Source organism: Legionella quinlivanii, from assembly GCF_003265995.1.
Classification (GTDB): domain Bacteria; phylum Pseudomonadota; class Gammaproteobacteria; order Legionellales; family Legionellaceae; genus Legionella_C; species Legionella_C quinlivanii_A.
This window is the reverse complement of the sequence record NZ_MVJN01000013.1, coordinates 66,817-86,574: the sequence shown is the minus strand read 5'-3', so window position 1 is coordinate 86,574 and position 19,758 is coordinate 66,817. Positions and strand designations below refer to the sequence as shown.

Sequence of the window (19,758 nt, the reverse complement as noted above, 5' to 3'; positions counted from 1 at the left end):
ATGGGGAATATGACTTTACTCAGGATATTGAAGAACAGGATATGTTGTTCGATATGGATAAAATATTAGCACTTAAAGTCGCTTAACTATCTCATTGCCAGTTTGGGCTGGATATGCGGTAAAACCCTACTACCCCTCTTGATCTTCATACCTTTTGTAGCGGCTGTGTTAAATAATATATCCGCGCACGCTCAAACAAACAGAGTAAATAACCAAAGCTTTGTAGAATCAGCACTAAACAGCTCTCCAAATGATGTAAGCCAATTACTTTCAAGAAGAAAAATGGCCTAATTACCCAAACGGAAACCGCCTTTATTTAATACATTATAATCATGTGGCACTTGAGACATTAGATTCGACCGAACAAATAAGGTCAATGAGTTAATAATGCAGCCAATCCCCCTTGCCATTTCCCTGAGCCAAGTACTGACGGATTTGCTGTAGGCGCTATAATGGGAGGCCCTTTCAATCTGGTTTGATTTTTAGGAAGAGTCAAGGCCATTTTCTTGCTGAATGTATAATGCGAACAATAAACAATGTGTTGTCCTTTACTTGGTACACAACAATAAGAGGAGTTCCACTAACAACTAATTCTTTAGTGCGGGGAACCCGTCCTGTTCGACCAATACTTGGAAAAGTTGCTATATGTTCTATTGCCTCCATAATGCGCTGCATTACTGTAATTGCTTCATCTGGTTTATCTTGGCTAATATAGTCTTTGGTTGTTTGTAAGTCATTCAGAGCAAGCCGAGTCATTTTGATCTTCAATTATTGATTCCTAATTCTTTCTTGACATCAAAAAAATCGATAACTTGTCCTTGTTCAATTTCTTTCAATCCTTCGTGGATAGCCTGAACTTGCCATTCATGAAGGTCAAGATATTCTTCAATAGCCTCAGCTGCAAGCCAAGATTTTGAGCGCTCAACTGTTTGAGATAAATGCTCTAAGCGCTCAGCAACTTCTGAAGGCACTCGAACTGAAATAAGAGATGTGGCAGCCATGATCATCCTTTGTATACAAGTGAATTATTAATCATAATTATAGCATCTTCTATTCATCACGCAATCTAGGGTTTGTTGAGGTAGATAACGTACCTTATCCACCCCAAAAATGGTATAATGGAAAAGATACTCAGGGAGACAGCCTTGAATTTATTGAATCCACAAAATGACAACAATCAAAAGTTTGGGGTAGATAAGGTTTCTCATCCCCTGGATGTGCATTTTGATACCCACTCCTTGTCAGCCTGGTTGTCATTTTATTACCAGGTGCATGTAAAAGGCTCGCCCGAAAAAACGGAGCAAGCCAAACAAAACGATTTAAATAAATTCCTAAATTTCTTTCAAATGGAAGTAGGGCATGACCAGGTAGATAATTGGACACCGGCGGTCAGCAAACAATTTCAACGTTCTTTAAGTAGCACCATTTCTGAAAAAACTGGAAAACCCTACAAAGCCACTTCAATTAACCGGACCATGGCAACTGTTCGTCATGCCGGTCGATGGCTTCATCACCAGAGGCCATTAATTGCAGGTGATCCTTTGTCAGGGGTCAAAGATTTACAAACCGATACGCCAGAGTGGAATGGGTTAACTTCCAGACAGCTCATGCGCTTAAAAGCCGCTTGTGAGCAACGTGCCAAAATATGTACCCGAAAAAATCAGGACGCATTGCTGGAAACGGCGGTTTTTTATGTGCTGCTGGGAACAGGCTTGCGGGAATCTGAGCTGGTATCATTGAACGTATGCCAATATCATTCAAAGGGTCTTCATTCTGTAGTCCGGCATAAAAGCAAACGGGTTAGTACCAAAATTCCTTTGCCAGGTGAAGCCAGAGAGTATTTGGACAACTATTTAAAAAGTCGGAATTTGGAACCAGATCAGCCGTTGTTTATCAATAGGGTGGGGAATCGTATCAATACGCGTAACATCTATCGAATCTGTCAGCGGGTATTAAAGCAAGTCTTGGCTCTTTTGCCAGAGCATGAACGATTTGAGTTTACTCCGCATAAACTGCGACATACTTTTCTCAAGAAGGTAACGGACAAGCATGGGGTACATTTCGCGCAGGAACTCAGTGGGAATGTTTCAATAAAAGAAATTTTTCGTTATGCCAAGCCAAGCCAGGATGAAATGCAACAAACTATAGAAGAATTATTTTGATAAACGACCACCGAATAAATAGAACCCGTAAAATGTTCGATAATAAATCATGAGCATGGTTAGCTTGCGAACTAATGTTTAGAGGAACCTGATAAATGAATAACTGTAATGATCCTAAAACCCGCTTTGATAAGGCATGGAAAAAAGGGGTTGCGAAGGTTGGTGTGGAATTTTTTAACCTGAAGGCTTCGTCTTTTGAAGCAGCCGAGAAAAGGTGGCAATTAGAACCCAATTATCAATTTATTAAAGAGGCCATCGGCGGATATAGCCAGGGTAAGCAAGCATTATTAGCTCTGATGTATTCTTTTTTTGATCCTGAATGCGGCCAAGAACTGCTTAATAAGGTTGGATTACCAAACTATGTGGATGCCAGATCACATTTGGATCTGGCCTCTATTGAAATTATTTCTGAACTTTGGCTGAACCACTATGGTTGGTAACGCATAGACCATTTGGATCATCATGGATCTGAATTGAGAAAAGCCGTTTTCAGGCTGAAATCAGTAATTCACTCAATGCAGTTTTCTGCCACAGAATTGCAAATATATCATCTTGTGATATAATTAAGAAATGAAAGCAATTGATCAATCATTGGAAAACTTATTAGACCTTAATGGGGAGAGAATTGTAATTGATGAGTCTCTCGGATTATGGGTTAAGTTTGAAGTTATTAAAACATCTAATCGACATCAAGGCATTAAATACTCGTTGACATTACATGATAAATCAAAAAAAAGAATCATGGGTTTTGATAATAGCCATGAAATAGAGTATGGCGCAAAGAGGGGAGTTCGTCCTGAAAGAACATTTGACCATTGGCACTATGATGAGAATGATAAAGGAAGACCCTATCATTATATAAATCCCGGACAATTGTTGGAAGATTTTTGGAAAGAGGTTGACAAGCGCGTTGAAGCGCTTAAGGAGAGTAAATAATGAATAAGGCAAAAATAGGCATTATGTCCCTTGAGCAGTATAAGCAACGCACAATTGCTATTGCAAAGGGACTATATAAACCTAAAAAAGATGAACCAAAAATTTGGTTTACATCTATGAAATCGTTGGCAAATGTACTATCTGAAGAGAATCAGCATTTGCTAAAGTTAATTATTGAAAATGAACCAAAATCGGTTTCTGACTTAGAGGCATTAACTGGATATAAGCGGAAGGCTAATAATATTTTAAGAACCTTAAGAACCATGGAGCAATATGGTTTGGTTAAGCTGGAAGAGAGCCCAAATAGAGTTCGTAAAGGAAGGGCGCCTTTAATGCCTAAAGCATTGTACGATGAATTTGATGTCGAATTTTCGCTTCAACAGGTTTGCTAATCTGAAGTAGTTCAGGCTGCTCTGACGGTTTGTCGGTTTTGTCGAAATGCCTCTCAGTGCGGGTTGGGCTACTACACTTGAAGACACTAAGGCGAATATGAACAACCCAATATATTAAAAAATACTATAAAGTTCCTGCAAAAGTATGGCTGCGTGTTAGTAGAGAGGAGTTTTGTTAAGTTATTTAGATTTACTTGACCATTACATACACTGTTTTTTTTGTCTTGGTGTTTATAAAAAAATGGGTTAATATTGCACGAATGATCATAATTTAATCATTTTGTCTTTATTAAAAGGTCAAATGAATCTAAAAATTTATAGGGTAAACATAATGTTTGGAAGTATTAAGGTTTTTTTAAGGAATAAAATAATTAAAAGTCAAGAACAAGCACTAAAGCAATATATCCAATCTCTTCAGGGTTTAGATGAGGCCGAGTTGGCTCATTTAGTAGTAATGGCAACGATTATCAGAAATGTAAGTTTCCAAAATACTGGTATTGATTATTTGGATCCTATAAATGAATTAGAGAAAAACCCTTATGTAGTCCTTGAAATTGGCAATCAGATAAAGGAGTTTCAGAGGGGCAATAAATATGATCGTGCTGGTTACTTAACTGTTTGGTTGTACACTTTTAGGTCCATTTCGGAGCCGGAACTTAGAATTTATGGTAAGCAGCTTTGGAAAGAATTAAGTCGAGGTATAATGTTTATAATGGGCAACCTGGGAATGCTAGTGGCTTATTCTCAAGGATCCGATACAACAGGATATGACCAAATACCTTTAGGTCTTCAATCAAATCAGTGATACTAAATTAAAGAGCCTTAAATTAAATATTGACAAGTAAGACAACCTAGATAATTTGAATTAGTGTCATTGCCGAGGGAATCTGTCGGACTAATTACCAAGCGACTTTGTCGTTATAACATGTTTGTTGAAGGACATTCAATCCGGCAGATAATTGTGCTTGTCCTAGATGTGGGTTTATTAATGAAATTGATGATCACTTCTTCACTTTAGTGGTTCTACTGTTATTTCAAATAAGGGTAGTTGACTTCAATCGAATTGGAGGATTCTATCTGTCTCACTATTATTTGCGATGACCTGGTTGATACTACTTTAAGTATTTTAATATTATCTCTCGCATCTACTGTAATAGCTCCGACATTAGGTTGCTCAGACTGAATCCCAATATTGATTGTACATTTCTGATAGCCACCACAAGCTGATAGTACGAGATTATTACCAATTTTTGCCATTTTTCTTGAAGTTAACGTAAGATTAATTTTTCCGTTAATAGTGATCAATAAATCGCTGTTTATTTGATTATTAATACCGATAAAGGGTTCTTTCTCCGAAGTCCTCTGTATTTTTATCGAGTTAAAGGGTAAATTTTGAGTGATGGCAGCTATGGGGGTTTCTGGATAAATAATTTGTTTAATACGCATAGCATTATCTATATCTACTATCACACTACCGATAACTCCGTCAGATGGTGTAGAAAAATCAAGTTTACACAAATTTCCTGCATAACAGTTAGAAACGATATCCTCATATCTAACTGTATAATATCCCCGGTCACCTTTATCAAAATAAATTGGAATGCTTGAATCATTAACAGAAATGCGCATTGAAAAATCAAAATTGTTAAAAATTGCCAAAGAATCAGCTTCTTTCATTGGACAATCTTCAGGATATTCTGAGAAACAACGTGCACGTTCAGAATTAATACCCCATTTAGTTAAATTAGCCTTATATGCTTCAAAATTTGGCTCAGGAATCGCAATAATACCTAGAGGCTCTCTATAATTCTCATTCATATATTGGCAGACTATCATATTGTTTTGCGTTGCCTCAGAAACATCAATAAATGAAGCATGATATGGTGCATCGACAAGATAAAACTTATATTCTCCAACAAAAATCCTGTTAGGTTGACTTGTATACGTTATATGATCCCATAAAGAAGAATTTTTCGAGTTATGTGAGCATGAGGATAAATCATCGTTTTTCAAGCATATTATTTTGGATGGGCAATAAATTTTTTTTATATTATCTGTAGTTTCAGAATAAACGCACTGAATAAAGCAAACAAAAAGTGTTATTATACGCATGAACTTAAATATCAAATGACGCTTTTTGAATTGAGGTTTAAAGGCTTCTAGCATGAAAAACTTACTCACTATGCCAAGATTCATAATATAGGTATGCCTTTATAAGGCAAGGTCTTTAGTGTACATCATTGGTCAAAAATATTCCATGAAATAGACTATTGGATATTCTGTATTTAAAAGTAACTATCAAACGATTCTGATTCCTAATTCGCTTTTGCCAAGTTTCTGTAATTTAACTCATTTATTGATTGTGGATGCGAACTTATCGCCTTCGCATAGAAAAATTGTCATCGCGTTATCGATGGGTAGTTAACGGCCAAACGGTTATCTCGAATCCATGGCGAAGTACAGCTCTTACCTGAAAACCCTTCCTTTCCTCCCATCGCTATTACTGACAGTCACGAGTTGGTGATTTGGGTTGTTGTAACGCATGTGATTCACCAGGCAATCTAAGGGGTTACAGTAGCAGACATAACCAGAAAGATCCCTCAATAGGAAGAGAAACTACTCACTCCTAATTTGAAATTTTGTTATAAACGAAATTGCCATGCAATTTTGGTAACCTTTTCTAAACGGAGATTAAATGAAAAACGGAGTCTTATTTTATGTTGAGCATTACTGCAGGTTCATCGGTTCCCAAATTGATTATTCGTTCAGCGGCTCTTTATATCATATTGATAGAGAGGAGTTTGGACCCTATAAAACAATGGGGAATAAACAAAATTTGATTTACAATACAATCAATGCCCTGGCAGCTGAGCATGAACACTACGCTTGCATTCGTTTAATGCTTCAATATCACATTGGCGACTGTGGGGATCAATCCGCCTATTTAGCGGCTCTGCTATCCAATACCACTTACTTATCTAAACGCTATAGAGTGTTCTATGCAGCCTATGAAAGCGAACAGGTTAATCACGGCTTTGTACTTATTATTCCACGCTCTAATCAATTACTTCAAAGCACTCCGTTTCAAAATAAGACCAACCCAATGACGGTCGATGCCGAATTATTTTTAGATAATGAAGCCATTATTGTTGCTGATCCCTGGCAGAATAAAATTTTTCCGAATGGGATAAACCAATCGAATAATCCTTTTAACTTTACATCTGACGTTAGTCTTTCAGCGCAACAATGGGTTTTGCAGGAGTTTAAAGTCTCTAACCATTTTCAGCAGCTTCAATTGCATTGCCTAGATTCTCTGATAGAAGTTTTTGACGGTCTTGATAGAACAGTGAAGCTAGAAATTAGAGATACTGTCAATTATCAAAAGGCCTTAATCGATTCAGCGGGACGACCTGATCAAATTGAATTGACAAGAATATTGCTATGTAATATTCCATTTATACCCCTCTCCACAACTCCCGACGATGTGTTAAAGCAAGCAAAATCCACCGCGATACTGGCTGAAAACTGCACCGGACTGGAGCTGATAAACGCCTTCATCGCTCAAAAAGAATTGGAAAAAACAAGCAAACACAATAAGGCGCGAATGAGATTCTTTGATGAAGCCATTGTGGATGAAGATCCGCTCTGTAGCAACACGTCAGGCGAAACGATATCGCTAATAAAAAATTGAGATAAAGGTGGGTATCAATTGAATTAACAACGAATAGCATTTTCTCTTTCGTCAGTCTTAACGCCAATCCCGACTACACGGGGCAGTTATTCTTTAGGCGGGCAGGATAGTAATACCAGGAGCCGATAAAGAAATCGTTTTGTATGGGAAGAATGTAAAGTTTTCGGCAGGCGTAACGGCCCGAAAGGTGATTTTTCCTAAACCGGGCGTTAAGCCATCCGCCTCCGGCCTTGGCTTTTGCAATCTCCTCTTGAACGACTAAAACGCCCAAATCATCTTTATACAACCATTGATTAGTTCCTATCATTTCGGGATGAATAGGGGAGGCGAGCACTGTACCATCCAGTTCAATGGCAAAAATCTGACTTGAATTTTTTTGAAACGCATTCAATGCCGCCTTTTTTCCCTTTGTCTCGATTAATATCCTGGCTTTTGTCACACGGTTGATGACCTTTTTCTCTTCAATGGTTAAAGATTCCATCGCGAACGCAGTCATAGAAGGGAAAGTCGCGAGTAAGAAATAAAAAGTATAAGGCCACTTGCTAAAACTCATTCGATTGCTCGCTCATTAGAATGCGGTTTGTTAACATCACCGGATAATGTTGTAAGCCAGTTCCACCGCCCGGCAAGTGGTCGGAGTCACTGGAGACCATTGACCAATAGTCTACGCTATCCGACCGGGGCTTGGAACATGGAAACTAGTTCCTTACGTTCTTCAGACTCTACCATTCCAGGAATCACCAAACCGTTTGCTTAAATGGGCCTGGTGCTCAACATCCGTTTTCTTCGTTATAGCCAGGCGCATATACTCAAGTCTTCCCACGCAAAACTGAACGCGATTTAAACTTAAAGCTCCGTCGGTGAATTGTTCGATAGCAGGGACTAATTCGTCTATATAAAACACATTGGGAGGTTTGGCGCTTTTAAATACGGCTTTCCCGCTAAAAACGACGATATTATGGACATGATGAGGCTCTATAAAATCAAGCGCTTTCTGGATAGCCTTAACGTGTTTATAATTCTGACGGAGGGGATTTTGAAATCTGAATTTATCGTAATAAAGGGATTGAGACCAGCTTCTGGCGTTTTCTTTCGCGAATATCCACCCCTTGTAATGCTTGGTTTCTATAACAAAAATACCTTTTGGGGTGATTAGAATATGATCGATTTGAGTGGTGGAACCATCCTCCAAGCGTAGGGTAATATTAGACAGAACATGAGCCTCCTTGTTTTGACAATACTGTGTTAACCTGTGCCTGACTCGGGCCTCACCACAATTTTCAGCGTTGCGTTGACGATATCGTCCGGCAGCATAACCAACTACAAGACCTATAAAAAATACTGACAAGAAAATAAAAATATCCACATCAACCACACATCCTACCTCCAATAAGCCCATTATTTTAACAGTGCCCTCTGGCTTCTCCAAAGAGTTGTTAAAAACAGTGATTGCATTGGATAAGAACCAATTCAAATTGAATAGATTAGCCCTACAGTTATTTCCGGGATTTAAGTCAATTAGCAGGACACATCAGAAGTCGATTAGCCCTTGTTTACCTGCTGCAAGAAGCTTCTCAAACAGCCCGCTATGGAACCAGGATGTTCTTCTTGGACTTTTTTAGTTTGGTTTGCCGTAGCCTCATACATAAACTGATATCCTAAGGCCGCGAAGACCCCTAAAAGTTGATTCGAGATATTAAAGGCTGTAATTAAATCGCTTTCTTCATGCTTATCTAACCAGGGCGAAACGCAAAGTTGTTGTAGGAGACGATACTGCCTATCAGTCTGCTTTAAGTTGTGAAAATACGTCAGATTCCATAAGCAGGTATTCAGCGAAAAAAAGGGATGGCTAATAACAGTTTCTCCCCAGTCAATAATACTGACTTCTCTTGTCTCTTTGGAAAACAGCATATTGTTTTCTTGAAAATCACAATGATTGATGGTTTCAGGAATATGGTAGCTTGACAGTCTTTCACATTGCTCTACACACCAATCATAGGCATGATGAAGCGATGCGATTTCTTGACGCGTCAGGCCATCGGCAACTAAGCAATCTGTTTCCTGTATGAGCTCACGATATAATAAAGGAAATTGGTCTAGCCGCCAATCGGGGATGCCAAAGTTGAGTAATGTAAGCGTATCACTCTCCACGATTCTTTGAATAGAAAGGTAATAATTGATCCCCTGCTCCAATACATTCATATCGATGCCACCGTTTGAAAACAATTCACGCAGAGAGATATCGCCACAGGAGGCTGTCAAGAAAGAATGATAGTAGTCATTTTTTGCAATAACGACAGGAATTTGCTGACATCCATGGGTTTGAAGCAGAGCGATGGTGTCAGGCTCACGAAATAGGGCAGGCGGTGTTTGTTTCAAATAGAAGATCCCTTGCGATGTGGTTATTTTAGTCACTATCGAATGAGCGGGTTCAGCTGCTTTTTCTAGTGCAATTACCTTGCAATGACGAGATCTCAAAAAATCAGTTGCCCATTGAATCGCTGCGTTATCGTTATTCAAGTGCGTATATCCTGTGATTCAACAATTAGGAATTAGTATAGGATGATCCTCTATTATAGTGACAATGCTTAATCGGAAATAAATCTTAATTAGGAGTTACACAGGCATCGAAGTGTCTTCCAACCTTCTGAGCAGGGACAGACTTTGATTGCATCCTTGCGGTGAGTTCACCATAATGCGTTTATCGCGCGTCAATGGAAAGGGCCATTGCAACTTAAACCATTATTGCTTGGAAAGTAAACGATACCGCAAGGCGTCGGTGCTAGCATTCAACAGAATGTAGAGTTGGCCATTGAAGAGCAGGGGTTCTATGGATGAAAAAATTTGCTACAATCGCTTTCTTTTTTGGGCAGGCCTTGCATGTCAAAATCGATAGTTCTAGCCGCCATTCGAACCACCGGTTTAAAAATAACCCAAGACCGTATTATTGAGATTGCATTAAGCCGATATCACCCCGGTGGGCAAAGAGAGTGTTGCAGCATAATCATTCCCTCCTCTTCACCCGAAACAGGGTTCGCACTCAGTGAGGCACAATCCATCGCTGATTGGTGCGCAGGCAGCATTCTGTTGGCATGGAATGTGCGTCTAACCCATGGTTTCTTGAAAAACACCCTGCAAGGACAGGGATTAGCCATTCAGTGTAAGCAGCTCAATTTGGATGCATTAACTCTGCATTTGCTCCCTGAATCGCCTCTTCAGTCTTTAGAGGACCTCAAAGCGTTTCTCAATTGGAATGAATCATTACAACAAGCTATTGATGAACGGGATTTATTAGATGCTTATCTTTTGTATCTTTTCAGACGTTTTGAAAAGGGTAGTGTTTTGGAAGTAATTCATGGTCTGGCGAAACGGCGTAGTTCCCCGCCTAAATTAAAAACCGATATTTCAACCATTCCTAATGCTCCGGGCGTCTATCTTTTTTATGGTGAGCATAGTGAGTTACCGATTTATATCGGTAAAAGCATTCGGCTTCGTCAGCGCATTTTGTCTCATTTTCAACAAGACCATTGTTCTGAAAAAGAATTCAAAATGGCACAGCAAGTCGCGTGTATCGAATGGATAGAAACCCTTGGTGAGCTCAGTGCCTTGTTATTGGAGTCCAAACTGATTAAAGAGCAGTTACCGCTTTATAATCAAAAACTACGACGAAAAAAACGCATTGTCGGGTATCAACTCAAGACCAATGTTTTGGGCTATCTGACGCTGCACATTCACACGCAAATGGTCATGGAGGATACCGAAGAGGAGACTGTACTGGGTGCATTTACCAGTGTCCATGCCGCCAAGCGCCACCTGGAACAATTAATAAAAAGCTATCAATTATGTCCCAAGCTTTGTGGACTGGAAAAAACAAACAGTGTCTGTTTTTCATTTCAGTTGGGCCGCTGTCTTGGGGCTTGCAATGAAGAGGAGGGGGCCTTGTCCTATAATAAACGAGTTCATGAGGCGCTTACTCTCTTCAAAAACGCAATCTGGCCTTATCCTGGCAGCATTGCGATTAAAGAACAACACCTGAAGCGCACACAGTGGCTTTTGTTTAATCAGTGGCGCTATCTGGGAACCTTCGATAATGAGCAGGACTTAAACGCTTTCACAGGGAACTTGCACGCAGTCGATTGGGATAGGGATACGTATCGAATTTTAAAGCAGTTTTTAAAGGAAGAACGGCCCCAGGATGAAGTAGTGGTTCTATAGGGGTTAAACTAAGCATTTATTATGGGTGACGTTTAAGAGTAGTAATCCACATCCTTGTGGAGGGCATCTTCCTGATGCCGAGACAAATTCCGTTTATGACGTCCATTGTCTTTACTCTTCTTAAATAGAGTATTCAAAGAAAAGACAAAAAGCAGTAGGTAATCCGCGCAGTGATTTGTAAGACATTTCTCAAATAAGAGGGATTAGCGATTACAACGTGGTGGCCAATTCGATTGCGATGAAGCCTAATGCGAAGTAGTCCTATGCTGCTGGTTGTTCAATTAAACAGCATCTAACAGGGAATTGAAGAGGGTAAGCCGGGTAGCTCTATAATTTATTTCTTAGATTAGGATGTGGCCGTGGGAAAAGAAAACGCTTGTCCTCTCTGTTCTTCTGTAGCTACTTCATTGATCATTTCTTCCATTGTTGAATCGATTACGCCGTCATTACGGCATTGGAAATACCAATCCCAAATCAAACCAACGACATTTTCTTCATTTGTTTCCTTAAAAAAGCCAATATCCATATTGTTCGCTTTACAAAGGGCTTCAATGGGTTCCCAATTGAAAAGTAAATTACCCGTGGGTAGGCGTTTACAGGCCAGTTGGGAAAAGTGAATATCAGCGGGAATATTAATTTGAATTGCTTTCATAGAAAATAAGGGTTATTAGTTTTATTTTAAAGGGTATATAGGCCTGATTGCTAAAGCAAGTTGATTAATAAATTATTTTGAATATAAATCTTAAGAGAATCACAGAGTACAATTGGAAGAGGGGCTTTTGTAATACCAATGGTATTAGTATGCATTATACGAGAACAGGCGGCTGGACAATTCCCCTGCTTCTGCTCCATGGATTAATTGCGAACGGAAACTGCTGGGCAGACGTAGCGTCGTATCTGATGTTGGGCGGCGATGTTCTCATGCCTGACGCGAGAGGGCATGGACAATCCTCTTCGCCTGCTGATGAATATCGATATGAGAATCATGCCCAAGATGTAGAGGGTCTAATTAACGCATTAAGGCTCGCTCCTTCAGTGGTAATTGGTCATTCAATGGGAGGCATGACAGCCGCTTTGCTGGCGTCTCAGAAAAAAACGAGGCTTCGGGCTTGTTCTAGCTGAGCCTGCTTTTTTAGAGAGCAAATTACAGCATCAAGTGTATGCTAGCGATATTGTAGAACAGCATCGGCAGTGGCTAAAGACGCCATGGCGGGACTATTTGTCGTACTTACAGACCAAACATCCTAATCGCTCGCTCACTATGCTGACTCGCCTGGCGAGAGCCCGGTATCAAACACGCATCAATGCATTTCAAGTGTTGCGACCTCCTATCCCTTGTTTCAGGCAATTACTTAAGGAGATTGACATTCCCATGTTGCTTGTCATTGGGGAACGCAGTGTGATTTCTCCAGAAACAATTAGAGCACTGACCATTGATTATCAAAGTATGAAGATTAAGAGAATAAAAGGGGCGGGGCACGGGCTTCATTATGATAAGCCCAAGGAATTTGCCACCATCATTCAATCGTTTGTACGTTCGATTGACAATGGAGTTTAACCTGGTATCGAATCCCCAAGACTCATCAAGGGGTCGCCTCAGAAAACGGAAAATAAAGCACGCTAAGCGAAAGCTCGATCATGCAGTTGGCAGGTCACGCCACAGGCGCATTTGAGGCGGAAACGGCCTGGCTACAACAATCTGCCAGCCCTTGTAAGATGCCGCATGCTTCTACCTGTCGAGCGCCTGAGCACCTCTCGCGCAAAACGGCCAAGTGTTTCTTCAACTGTAACAACGCTTCCACGCGGGCCTCTACTTGTTGGATATGGCCATCCAGTAGCGCATTGACCTCGCCGCAATCCTGATTCGGGTTATCTCGCAGGTCCAGCAATGCCTGGATTGCTCCCAGCGTCATGTCGAGCGAACGGCAATGGCGGATGAACTGCAAGCGCTCGACGTGAGCGTCACCGTATAGCCGGAAGTTGCCGCCGCTGCGCGCTGGCTTTGGCAATAGCCCCTCCTTCTCGTAATAGCGGATGGTGACGATCTCGCACCTTGTCCGCTTGGCAAGTTCACCAATCCTGATTTCCATATTTCATCCTCATTTAAAACTTGACTCTATAGTAGCTATAGGGTCTTTAATGAGCAATACAGAAATCTGCGTAAAGGAATTGTCATGAGCGAATGCGGTTCAAAGGGGTGCGGCTGCTCGACCGTGCCGATCAGCCAGCCCCCTGCGCAAGCCCAGCTAACGGCTGAATCGGCCCAAGCGGTCTACCGCATCGAGAACATGGATTGCCCCACGGAAGAGGCGCTGATCCGAAGCAAGCTAGCCGCGCTGCCGGGCGTGGTCGGGCTTGACTTCAACCTGATGCAGCGCACCTTGGCCGTGCGGCATGAACTGCCATCGTTGACTCCGGTTGAGCAAGCCTTGAAGGCCATCGGCATGCAGGCCGTGCGCATGGATAAAGCTTCTGACGAGCAGACGACCAAGCTGGTCATCGCCAAGATGGATTGTCCAACCGAAGAAGCGCTGATCCGCAACAAGCTTGCCACGGTAGCCGGGGTGACCAATCTCGATTTCAACCTGATGCAGCGCACCCTGTCCGTGCGCCATGCTGCCCACACCCTGCCGGAAGTATTGGCCGCGCTGAAATCTCTGAACTTCGAGGCGCAAGTGCTCAATGCGGAGGAAGCCAACGCCTCGCCGGCGATATCGACAGTCGCATCTACCAACTGGGGGCCGCTTGGCATCTCCTTGGCGGCTGCATTGGCTGCGGAAGCCGTCTACTGGTTCCACAACGGCAACCATTGGTCAGTCGTTGTTCTGGCGCTCGTCGCGATCTTCGCGGGCGGCCTTTCCACCTACAAGAAGGGCTGGATTGCGCTCAAGAACCGCAACCTCAACATGAACGCCCTGATGTCAATAGCCGTCACGGGCGCCATGTTGATCGGTCACTGGCCGGAAGCAGCGATGGTGATGGTGCTGTTTGCACTCGCTGAAGTGATCGAGGCAAAGTCGCTGGACCGTGCTCGCAACGCCATTCGTGGCCTGCTCGACCTTGCCCCGGAACAAGCCACGGTGCAGCAGCCGGATGGTTCGTGGCGCGAAGAGGATGCCAAGCAGGTCGCCATCGGCAGCCGGGTTCGGGTCAAGCCGGGTGAGCGTATCGCCCTCGATGGCGAAGTGCTGGAAGGACGCTCTACGGTCAACCAAGCGCCGATCACTGGTGAAAGCCTGCCAGTTGAAAAAGCGCCTGGTGATCTGGTGTTCGCCGCCACCATCAACGAATCCGGCTCGTTTGAGTATCGCGTTACGGCCACGGCCAGCAACTCCACATTGGCCCGCATTATCCACGCGGTGGAAGCTGCCCAAGGTAGCCGCGCACCTACTCAACGCTTTGTCGATCAGTTTGCACGCTGGTACACGCCAACCGTATTCGGTGTGGCGGTTGCGGTCGCACTGATTCCCCCGCTATTCATGGGCGCAGCGTGGCTGGACTGGATTTACCGCTCGCTGGTTTTGCTGGTCGTCGCCTGCCCGTGCGCGCTGGTAATCTCCACACCGGTCAGCATCGTTAGCGGCTTGGCGGCGGCGGCGCGGCACGGCATTCTTATCAAGGGTGGCGTCTATCTGGAAGAAGGCCGCAAGCTGCGCTGGCTGGCACTGGACAAGACCGGCACGATCACGCACGGCAAACCTGCGCAAACCGATTTCGTCGCGTGGGGCGATGCGCTACCAGCCAGCAGCCGAAGCATTGCCGCCAGTCTCGCGGCTCGCTCTGACCATCCCGTGTCCAAAGCCATAGCGCAGGCAGCGCATGCCGAAGGGGTTGCGCTACACGATGTTGCCGAGTTCGTTGCACTGCCCGGTCGTGGCGTGCGAGGCAGCATTGACGGTGTGACCTATCACCTTGGCAACCATCGGATGCTCGAAGAGCTGGGGCATTGTCCACCTGAATTGGAGCAGCGCATCGCTGCGATGGAGCGCGAAGGCAAAACTGTAGTGATCCTGGTGAGCACAAAGCGTGCGCAAGCCCTGATCGCGGTGGCAGACACCATCAAGGACAGCAGCAGGAGCGCTATCGGCGAGCTGCATGCGCTCGGCATCAACACCATGATGCTGACTGGCGACAACCCGCACACCGCGCAGGCAATTGCCACACAAGCCGGGATTGATCGGGCGCAGGGCAATTTGCTGCCAGAGGACAAACTGCGCGAGGTCGAACAACTGGCGCAGACTGGCAAGGTCGGGATGGTCGGCGACGGTATCAACGATGCCCCGGCGTTGGCACGTGCTGACATCGGATTTGCAATGGGGGCCGCTGGCACCGACACGGCCATTGAGACGGCGGACGTCGCCCTGATGGACGATGACTTGCGCAAGATTCCGACTTTTGTGCGCCTGTCACGTGCGACGGCTCAGGTACTGATGCAAAACATCGTGCTGGCACTGGGCATTAAAGCGGTGTTTCTGGTACTCACCTTCACTGGTCACGCGACCATGTGGATGGCCGTGTTTGCCGACATGGGAGCCAGCTTGCTTGTCGTGGGCAATGGCTTGAGGCTGTTGCGCCGATGAACTGGAAATTCATTCTCTATGACTGGTATGGTCTGAACGTCGCGTTGTTCCAGGTCATCAATGCGGGAACGCCTGCCGCGCTGGGACCGCTGGTGTGGTTCTTCAGCCTCGTAGGCAATTACTGGACAGCGCCCTTGACGCTGCTGGGTCTGTGGTGGTGGTCGAAGTCAGCAACCAATTTAGCCCGCGCTGATGCAGTTTGGCATCGGCTCATTGTTTTTGGCACCGCCTTCCTGCTGGCCTTGCTGGCCGCCACTGTCTTGAAGCTGTGGCTCGACTTCCCGCGTCCGCCCGCCGTCTTCGGCGAGTTAGTGCGCATCATCAGTGAGCATGAGCGGCACTACAGCCTGCCCAGTGGGCATGCTACCTATTCGGCGTTAGTTATCGGCGCGCTTTGGCCTTTGATGGGTCGCCGTGGCCGCGTCGGTTTGGTGCTTTATGCCGTCTTGGTCGGATGGTCGCGCATTGCTGCTGGAATGCACTTCCCGGCTGATGTGCTGGCGGGCTGGTGTCTAGGATTGGGCAGCACCGTTCTTGCCGGACGGCTGATACCGCTTGTCGCTCCCACGTGGCAGACGGCTCGCCACACGTCGGCCTCGGTCTGGTATGTGGTGGCCGTGTGCGCCTTCATGGCCGACCAGTTCGCCAAGCTCGCCGTCGTCCGCACGTATGCCTATGGCGAACAGGTCGAAGTCACGCCATTCTTCAATTTCGTTCATGTACTGAATCCGGGGGCCGCATTCAGCTTTCTGGCAGGCGCGGGCGGTTGGCAACGCTACTTCTTCATCGTCCTTGGCTTGGCAGTCTCGGCTTGGCTGGTACGCATGCTGAAACAGCGGTTGCCAAGCCTTGAAGCACTGGGATACAGCCTGATTCTCGGCGGGGCGCTTGGAAACGTCGCGGATCGCCTATTGCGCGGGCAGGTCGTGGACTTTCTCGACTTCCATTGGCGGCACTCGCACTGGCCTGCCTTCAATCTCGCTGATGTTGCCATCACCTCAGGGGCGGTCTTGCTCATCATAAACGGGCTGATCCAAGGCAGGGCGGTGGACGCAAAGCCAATTGAGAATTATAATCATTTACAATAAATTATTCTGACACTCTCCTATGCCTTGCCGAGCACCTTATCGCTGGTTGATGGCGCTGTTGCTCGCGACTTATGCGCTTATCAGCGGGCCAGCACTCGCAGCCGACAGCACCGAAACCAAAGCCAAGCAAATTTGGCAGCTTCTGGACTATGTGGCTGTCGATTACGGCGGTGCCGTAGCCAATGGCACGGTGCTGAAGGCGTCGGAATATGCAGAGATGCAGGAGTTCGTCGCCACCGCCGAGCGTCAATTGGGCGAGCTACCGAGTAAGACCGACAAGGCGCGCTTGCTGCAACAAGCTACGGAGCTTCGCCGCGCAGTAGCGAATAAAGCTGATCCAGCCATCGTGGCGCAACTGGCGCATGCGCTATCCAGCGCCGTGCAAAAAGCGTATCCATTCCCGGTGGCCCCAGCCGCCGTACCGGACTTGGCGCGGGGTGCGCAGTTGTTTCAGGCGCAATGCGCGGCCTGTCATGGCATGCAAGGGCACGGTGATGGCCCCTTGGCTACCTCCCTGAACCCCAAACCAACCGCGCTGGCCGAGCACTTGCGGGCGCGGGAGCGCAGCTTGTTCGCACTACATCAGATCATCAGCAACGGCGTCCCAGGGACTGCCATGCAAGGCTTTGGCTCATTATCGGACGAGGATCGCTGGGCGCTGGCATTCTTTGTCGGTACGTTGCCCTATGTACAGAGCGACAAGACCGCAGGGGCAAAGCTTTGGCAAACGAATGGGCAAGCCCGTCAAACGGTTGCCAATCTGGAAGCATTGACGCAAACCTCCGAGCATGTCTTGGCGGACAAGCTGGATGAACCCTCAGCTAAAGCGCTGACCGCATATCTTCGCGCTAACCCGAGTGCGTTGGACGCAAACAAGCCGAAAGGCACGGCAATAGCCAAGGCCAAGCTTGGCGAGAGCGTGGTTGCATTGCAAAACGGGGATCGTGCGACCGCAGCCAAGTTGGCCTTGTCCGCTTACCTTGATGGTTTCGAGCCCGTTGAACCGGCGCTCGCCACCCGCAACCGCCCGTTGTTCGAGCAGATCGAAGCTGCAATGGTGTCCTACCGAGCATTGGTGGCAAACGGTACTCCGGCCGAAGTGCAGGCCGCGCACCAACAGTTACACGGCTTGCTCGATGAAGCAGACAAAGTTCTTGCCCCTTCGGAGAACGATACCGTCGCGGCCTTTATCGGGGCATTGACTATTTTGCTGCGGGAAGGCTTAGAAGCGTTGTTAGTGGTCGTCGCCATGCTGGCATTTCTCAAGAAGGCCGAACGCCGGGATGTCGGGGTCTATGTGCATGCAGGATGGATGGCCGCACTGGCGGCAGGTGGCATCACTTGGGGCGTGGCGACCTATTTGGTCGGCGTCAGCGGTGCGAGCCGGGAATTGACGGAAGGCTTTTCTTCACTGTTTGCGGCTGTGGTCCTGCTCGGCGTCGGAATGTGGATGCACCAAAAGAGCGTCGCCGGTCGCTGGCAGATTTACCTCAAGGAAAAGCTATCCTCGGCGCTCAACAAGCGCACGGCGTGGTTCTTGTTCTCGCTGGCATTCGTCGCGGTGTACCGCGAGGTGTTTGAGACGGTACTGTTCTACGCCGCTCTTTGGACAGAGGGTAATGGATGGCCTCTGCTCGCTGGCCTGGGTACGGGCATGGCGCTTTTGGCGCTACTTGCAGTGGTACTGCTACGCACCAGCGCGCGATTGCCGATCGGGCAGTTTTTTGCGGCCAGTTCTATGCTGGTAGCAGTGCTCGCGGTGATCCTGGCTGGCAAGGGCATTGCGGGTCTGCAAGAGGCCGGACTCCTGCATACCAGTCCGATTGCAATCCCTCGGATCGATTTGCTTGGCATCTATCCGTCGTGGCAAACGGTCCTAGCGCAGTTTGTCGTTCTGCTCACCACTGTGGTGGCTTTCACTATCAATCTGCGTTCGACGCGGCAGAGGGCAACGCGGCGAAGCTGATTCAAGGCGCTTGCCTATCTCGCAAACAGTGTCAGTTTGAGCTATGCCCTAACCTGATGTCAGATGTTGAGCACAAACAACGTCAGAGTAGAGTGTGAATTTATATTTATTGACACATTCAGCCAAGGGTAATAGATTTCATCCTGACATTTTTACCTTTGGAGGCATCTTGCAAGGTCAACGTATCGGCTACGTCCGCGTCAGCAGCTTCGACCAGAATCCTGATCGACAACTGGAACAAATAGAAGTCGGCAAGGTATTCACCGATAAGGCTTCAGGCAAGGACACACAACGTCCCGAACTTGAAAGGCTGCTGGCCTTCGTCCGCGAGGGCGACACCGTGGTGGTGCATAGCATGGACAGGTTGGCACGCAACCTTGATGACCTGCGCCGCATCGTCCAAGGGCTGACACAACGGGGCGTGCGCATGGAGTTCGTCAAAGAAGGGCTGACGTTCACCGGCGAGGACTCACCGATGGCCAATCTGATGCTGTCGGTCATGGGAGCCTTTGCTGAGTTCGAGCGCGCCCTGATCCGCGAACGTCAGCGCGAGGGAATCGTGCTGGCCAAGCAGCGCGGTGCCTACCGGGGACGAAAGAAATCGCTGAACAGCGAACAAATTGCCGAGTTGAAACGGCGAGTTGCGGCAGGCGACCAAAAAACCTTGGTGGCCCGTGACTTCGGCATCAGCCGCGAAACCTTGTACCAGTACCTGCGGGAAGACTGAC

At 46.2% G+C, this 19,758-nt stretch carries 21 protein-coding genes; 13 read left to right on the top strand and 8 right to left on the bottom strand.

Annotated features, from left to right (window positions below; genetic code table 11):
- Positions 1 to 492: 492 nt before the first annotated feature.
- Positions 493 to 768 (bottom strand): type II toxin-antitoxin system RelE/ParE family toxin, encoded by a 276-nt coding sequence (locus B1207_RS14685; RefSeq protein WP_058524213.1) that lies wholly within the window; start codon positions 766 to 768, stop codon positions 493 to 495.
- Positions 765 to 1,001: a type II toxin-antitoxin system RelB family antitoxin gene (relB, locus tag B1207_RS14680; protein WP_058524212.1), complete on the bottom strand. Its 237-nt coding sequence runs from the start codon at positions 999 to 1,001 to the stop codon at positions 765 to 767. Before relB ends, B1207_RS14685 begins: the two co-directional genes overlap by 4 nt.
- A 144-nt stretch (positions 1,002 to 1,145) precedes the next feature.
- On the opposite strand from relB, the gene B1207_RS14675 reads away from it, so the two are divergent.
- From B1207_RS14675 to B1207_RS14655, 5 genes are all read left to right on the top strand, one after another.
- Complete coding sequence (locus tag B1207_RS14675) at positions 1,146 to 2,162, top strand: tyrosine-type recombinase/integrase (protein WP_253255883.1); 1,017 nt, start codon at positions 1,146 to 1,148, stop codon at positions 2,160 to 2,162.
- A gap of 95 nt (positions 2,163 to 2,257) precedes the next feature.
- Positions 2,258 to 2,602: a hypothetical protein gene (locus B1207_RS14670; protein WP_112220641.1), complete on the top strand. Its 345-nt coding sequence runs from the start codon at positions 2,258 to 2,260 to the stop codon at positions 2,600 to 2,602.
- 130 nt (positions 2,603 to 2,732) lie between these two features.
- Positions 2,733 to 3,098 (top strand): toxin-antitoxin system TumE family protein, encoded by a 366-nt coding sequence (locus B1207_RS14665; RefSeq protein ID WP_112220640.1) that lies wholly within the window; start codon positions 2,733 to 2,735, stop codon positions 3,096 to 3,098.
- Positions 3,098 to 3,490 (top strand): HVO_A0114 family putative DNA-binding protein, encoded by a 393-nt coding sequence (locus B1207_RS14660; RefSeq protein ID WP_112220639.1) that lies wholly within the window; start codon positions 3,098 to 3,100, stop codon positions 3,488 to 3,490. The genes B1207_RS14665 and B1207_RS14660 overlap by 1 nt, the downstream gene beginning before the upstream one ends.
- A gap of 301 nt (positions 3,491 to 3,791) precedes the next feature.
- Entirely contained in the window at positions 3,792 to 4,295 is a 504-nt protein-coding gene (locus tag B1207_RS14655) for a hypothetical protein (RefSeq protein ID WP_172458315.1), read from the top strand.
- Positions 4,296 to 4,519: 224 nt separating this feature from the next.
- On the opposite strand, the gene B1207_RS14650 is transcribed toward B1207_RS14655, so the two are convergent.
- Positions 4,520 to 5,656, bottom strand: coding sequence for a hypothetical protein (locus B1207_RS14650; protein ID WP_146740078.1), 1,137 nt, complete (start codon positions 5,654 to 5,656; stop codon positions 4,520 to 4,522).
- A 529-nt stretch (positions 5,657 to 6,185) separates the two neighbouring features.
- Here B1207_RS14650 and B1207_RS14645 point away from each other — a divergent pair.
- Positions 6,186 to 7,181: a hypothetical protein gene (locus tag B1207_RS14645; RefSeq protein ID WP_112220636.1), complete on the top strand. Its 996-nt coding sequence runs from the start codon at positions 6,186 to 6,188 to the stop codon at positions 7,179 to 7,181.
- Positions 7,182 to 7,254: 73 nt separating this feature from the next.
- Here the strand turns inward: B1207_RS14645 and B1207_RS14640 are convergent, their stop codons facing one another.
- From B1207_RS14640 to B1207_RS14630, 3 genes are all read right to left on the bottom strand, one after another.
- Positions 7,255 to 7,734: a cache domain-containing protein gene (locus B1207_RS14640; protein WP_112220635.1), complete on the bottom strand. Its 480-nt coding sequence runs from the start codon at positions 7,732 to 7,734 to the stop codon at positions 7,255 to 7,257.
- A 162-nt stretch (positions 7,735 to 7,896) separates the two neighbouring features.
- A complete protein-coding gene (locus B1207_RS14635; RefSeq protein ID WP_253255882.1) occupies positions 7,897 to 8,610 on the bottom strand; it encodes a nuclease-related domain-containing protein in 714 nt (237 codons plus the stop codon).
- 113 nt (positions 8,611 to 8,723) lie between these two features.
- Positions 8,724 to 9,560, bottom strand: coding sequence for an aminoglycoside phosphotransferase family protein (locus B1207_RS14630; RefSeq protein WP_253255881.1), 837 nt, complete (start codon positions 9,558 to 9,560; stop codon positions 8,724 to 8,726).
- 501 nt (positions 9,561 to 10,061) lie between these two features.
- Between B1207_RS14630 and B1207_RS14625 the strand changes: the two genes are divergently transcribed.
- A complete protein-coding gene (locus tag B1207_RS14625; RefSeq protein ID WP_112220633.1) occupies positions 10,062 to 11,396 on the top strand; it encodes a GIY-YIG nuclease family protein in 1,335 nt (444 codons plus the stop codon).
- 346 nt (positions 11,397 to 11,742) lie between these two features.
- Here the strand turns inward: B1207_RS14625 and B1207_RS14620 are convergent, their stop codons facing one another.
- The gene (locus tag B1207_RS14620) at positions 11,743 to 12,048 is read right to left on the bottom strand and encodes a hypothetical protein (protein WP_112220632.1); all 306 of its coding nucleotides are present in this window, start codon (positions 12,046 to 12,048) and stop codon (positions 11,743 to 11,745) included.
- A gap of 149 nt (positions 12,049 to 12,197) precedes the next feature.
- Here B1207_RS14620 and B1207_RS14615 point away from each other — a divergent pair, with 149 nt between their 5' ends.
- Both B1207_RS14615 and B1207_RS15875 read left to right on the top strand, forming a co-directional pair.
- Positions 12,198 to 12,518, top strand: coding sequence for an alpha/beta fold hydrolase (locus tag B1207_RS14615; protein ID WP_112220631.1), 321 nt, complete (start codon positions 12,198 to 12,200; stop codon positions 12,516 to 12,518).
- Between the two features lie 34 nt (positions 12,519 to 12,552).
- Positions 12,553 to 12,954 carry an alpha/beta fold hydrolase gene (locus tag B1207_RS15875; RefSeq protein ID WP_146740077.1) on the top strand — a complete coding sequence of 134 codons (402 nt, stop codon included), beginning with the start codon at positions 12,553 to 12,555 and terminating at the stop codon, positions 12,952 to 12,954.
- 94 nt (positions 12,955 to 13,048) lie between these two features.
- On the opposite strand, the gene cadR is transcribed toward B1207_RS15875, so the two are convergent.
- Complete coding sequence (cadR, locus tag B1207_RS14605) at positions 13,049 to 13,486, bottom strand: Cd(II)/Pb(II)-responsive transcriptional regulator (protein WP_003052301.1); 438 nt, start codon at positions 13,484 to 13,486, stop codon at positions 13,049 to 13,051.
- 84 nt (positions 13,487 to 13,570) lie between these two features.
- On the opposite strand from cadR, the gene B1207_RS14600 reads away from it, so the two are divergent.
- The 4 genes from B1207_RS14600 (at position 13,571) to B1207_RS14585 (ending at position 19,757) form a co-directional block, all read left to right on the top strand.
- On the top strand, positions 13,571 to 15,976 hold the full coding sequence (locus B1207_RS14600; RefSeq protein ID WP_058523796.1) for a heavy metal translocating P-type ATPase: 2,406 nt from the start codon (positions 13,571 to 13,573) through the stop codon (positions 15,974 to 15,976).
- On the top strand, positions 15,973 to 17,064 hold the full coding sequence (gene lspA, locus B1207_RS14595) for a signal peptidase II (protein ID WP_003052308.1): 1,092 nt from the start codon (positions 15,973 to 15,975) through the stop codon (positions 17,062 to 17,064). The genes B1207_RS14600 and lspA overlap by 4 nt, the downstream gene beginning before the upstream one ends.
- Before the next feature lie 19 nt (positions 17,065 to 17,083).
- On the top strand, positions 17,084 to 19,030 hold the full coding sequence (locus B1207_RS14590) for a cytochrome c/FTR1 family iron permease (protein WP_207385219.1): 1,947 nt from the start codon (positions 17,084 to 17,086) through the stop codon (positions 19,028 to 19,030).
- A 169-nt stretch (positions 19,031 to 19,199) separates the two neighbouring features.
- Positions 19,200 to 19,757: a recombinase family protein gene (locus tag B1207_RS14585; protein ID WP_001162010.1), complete on the top strand. Its 558-nt coding sequence runs from the start codon at positions 19,200 to 19,202 to the stop codon at positions 19,755 to 19,757.
- Position 19,758 lies beyond the last annotated feature (1 nt).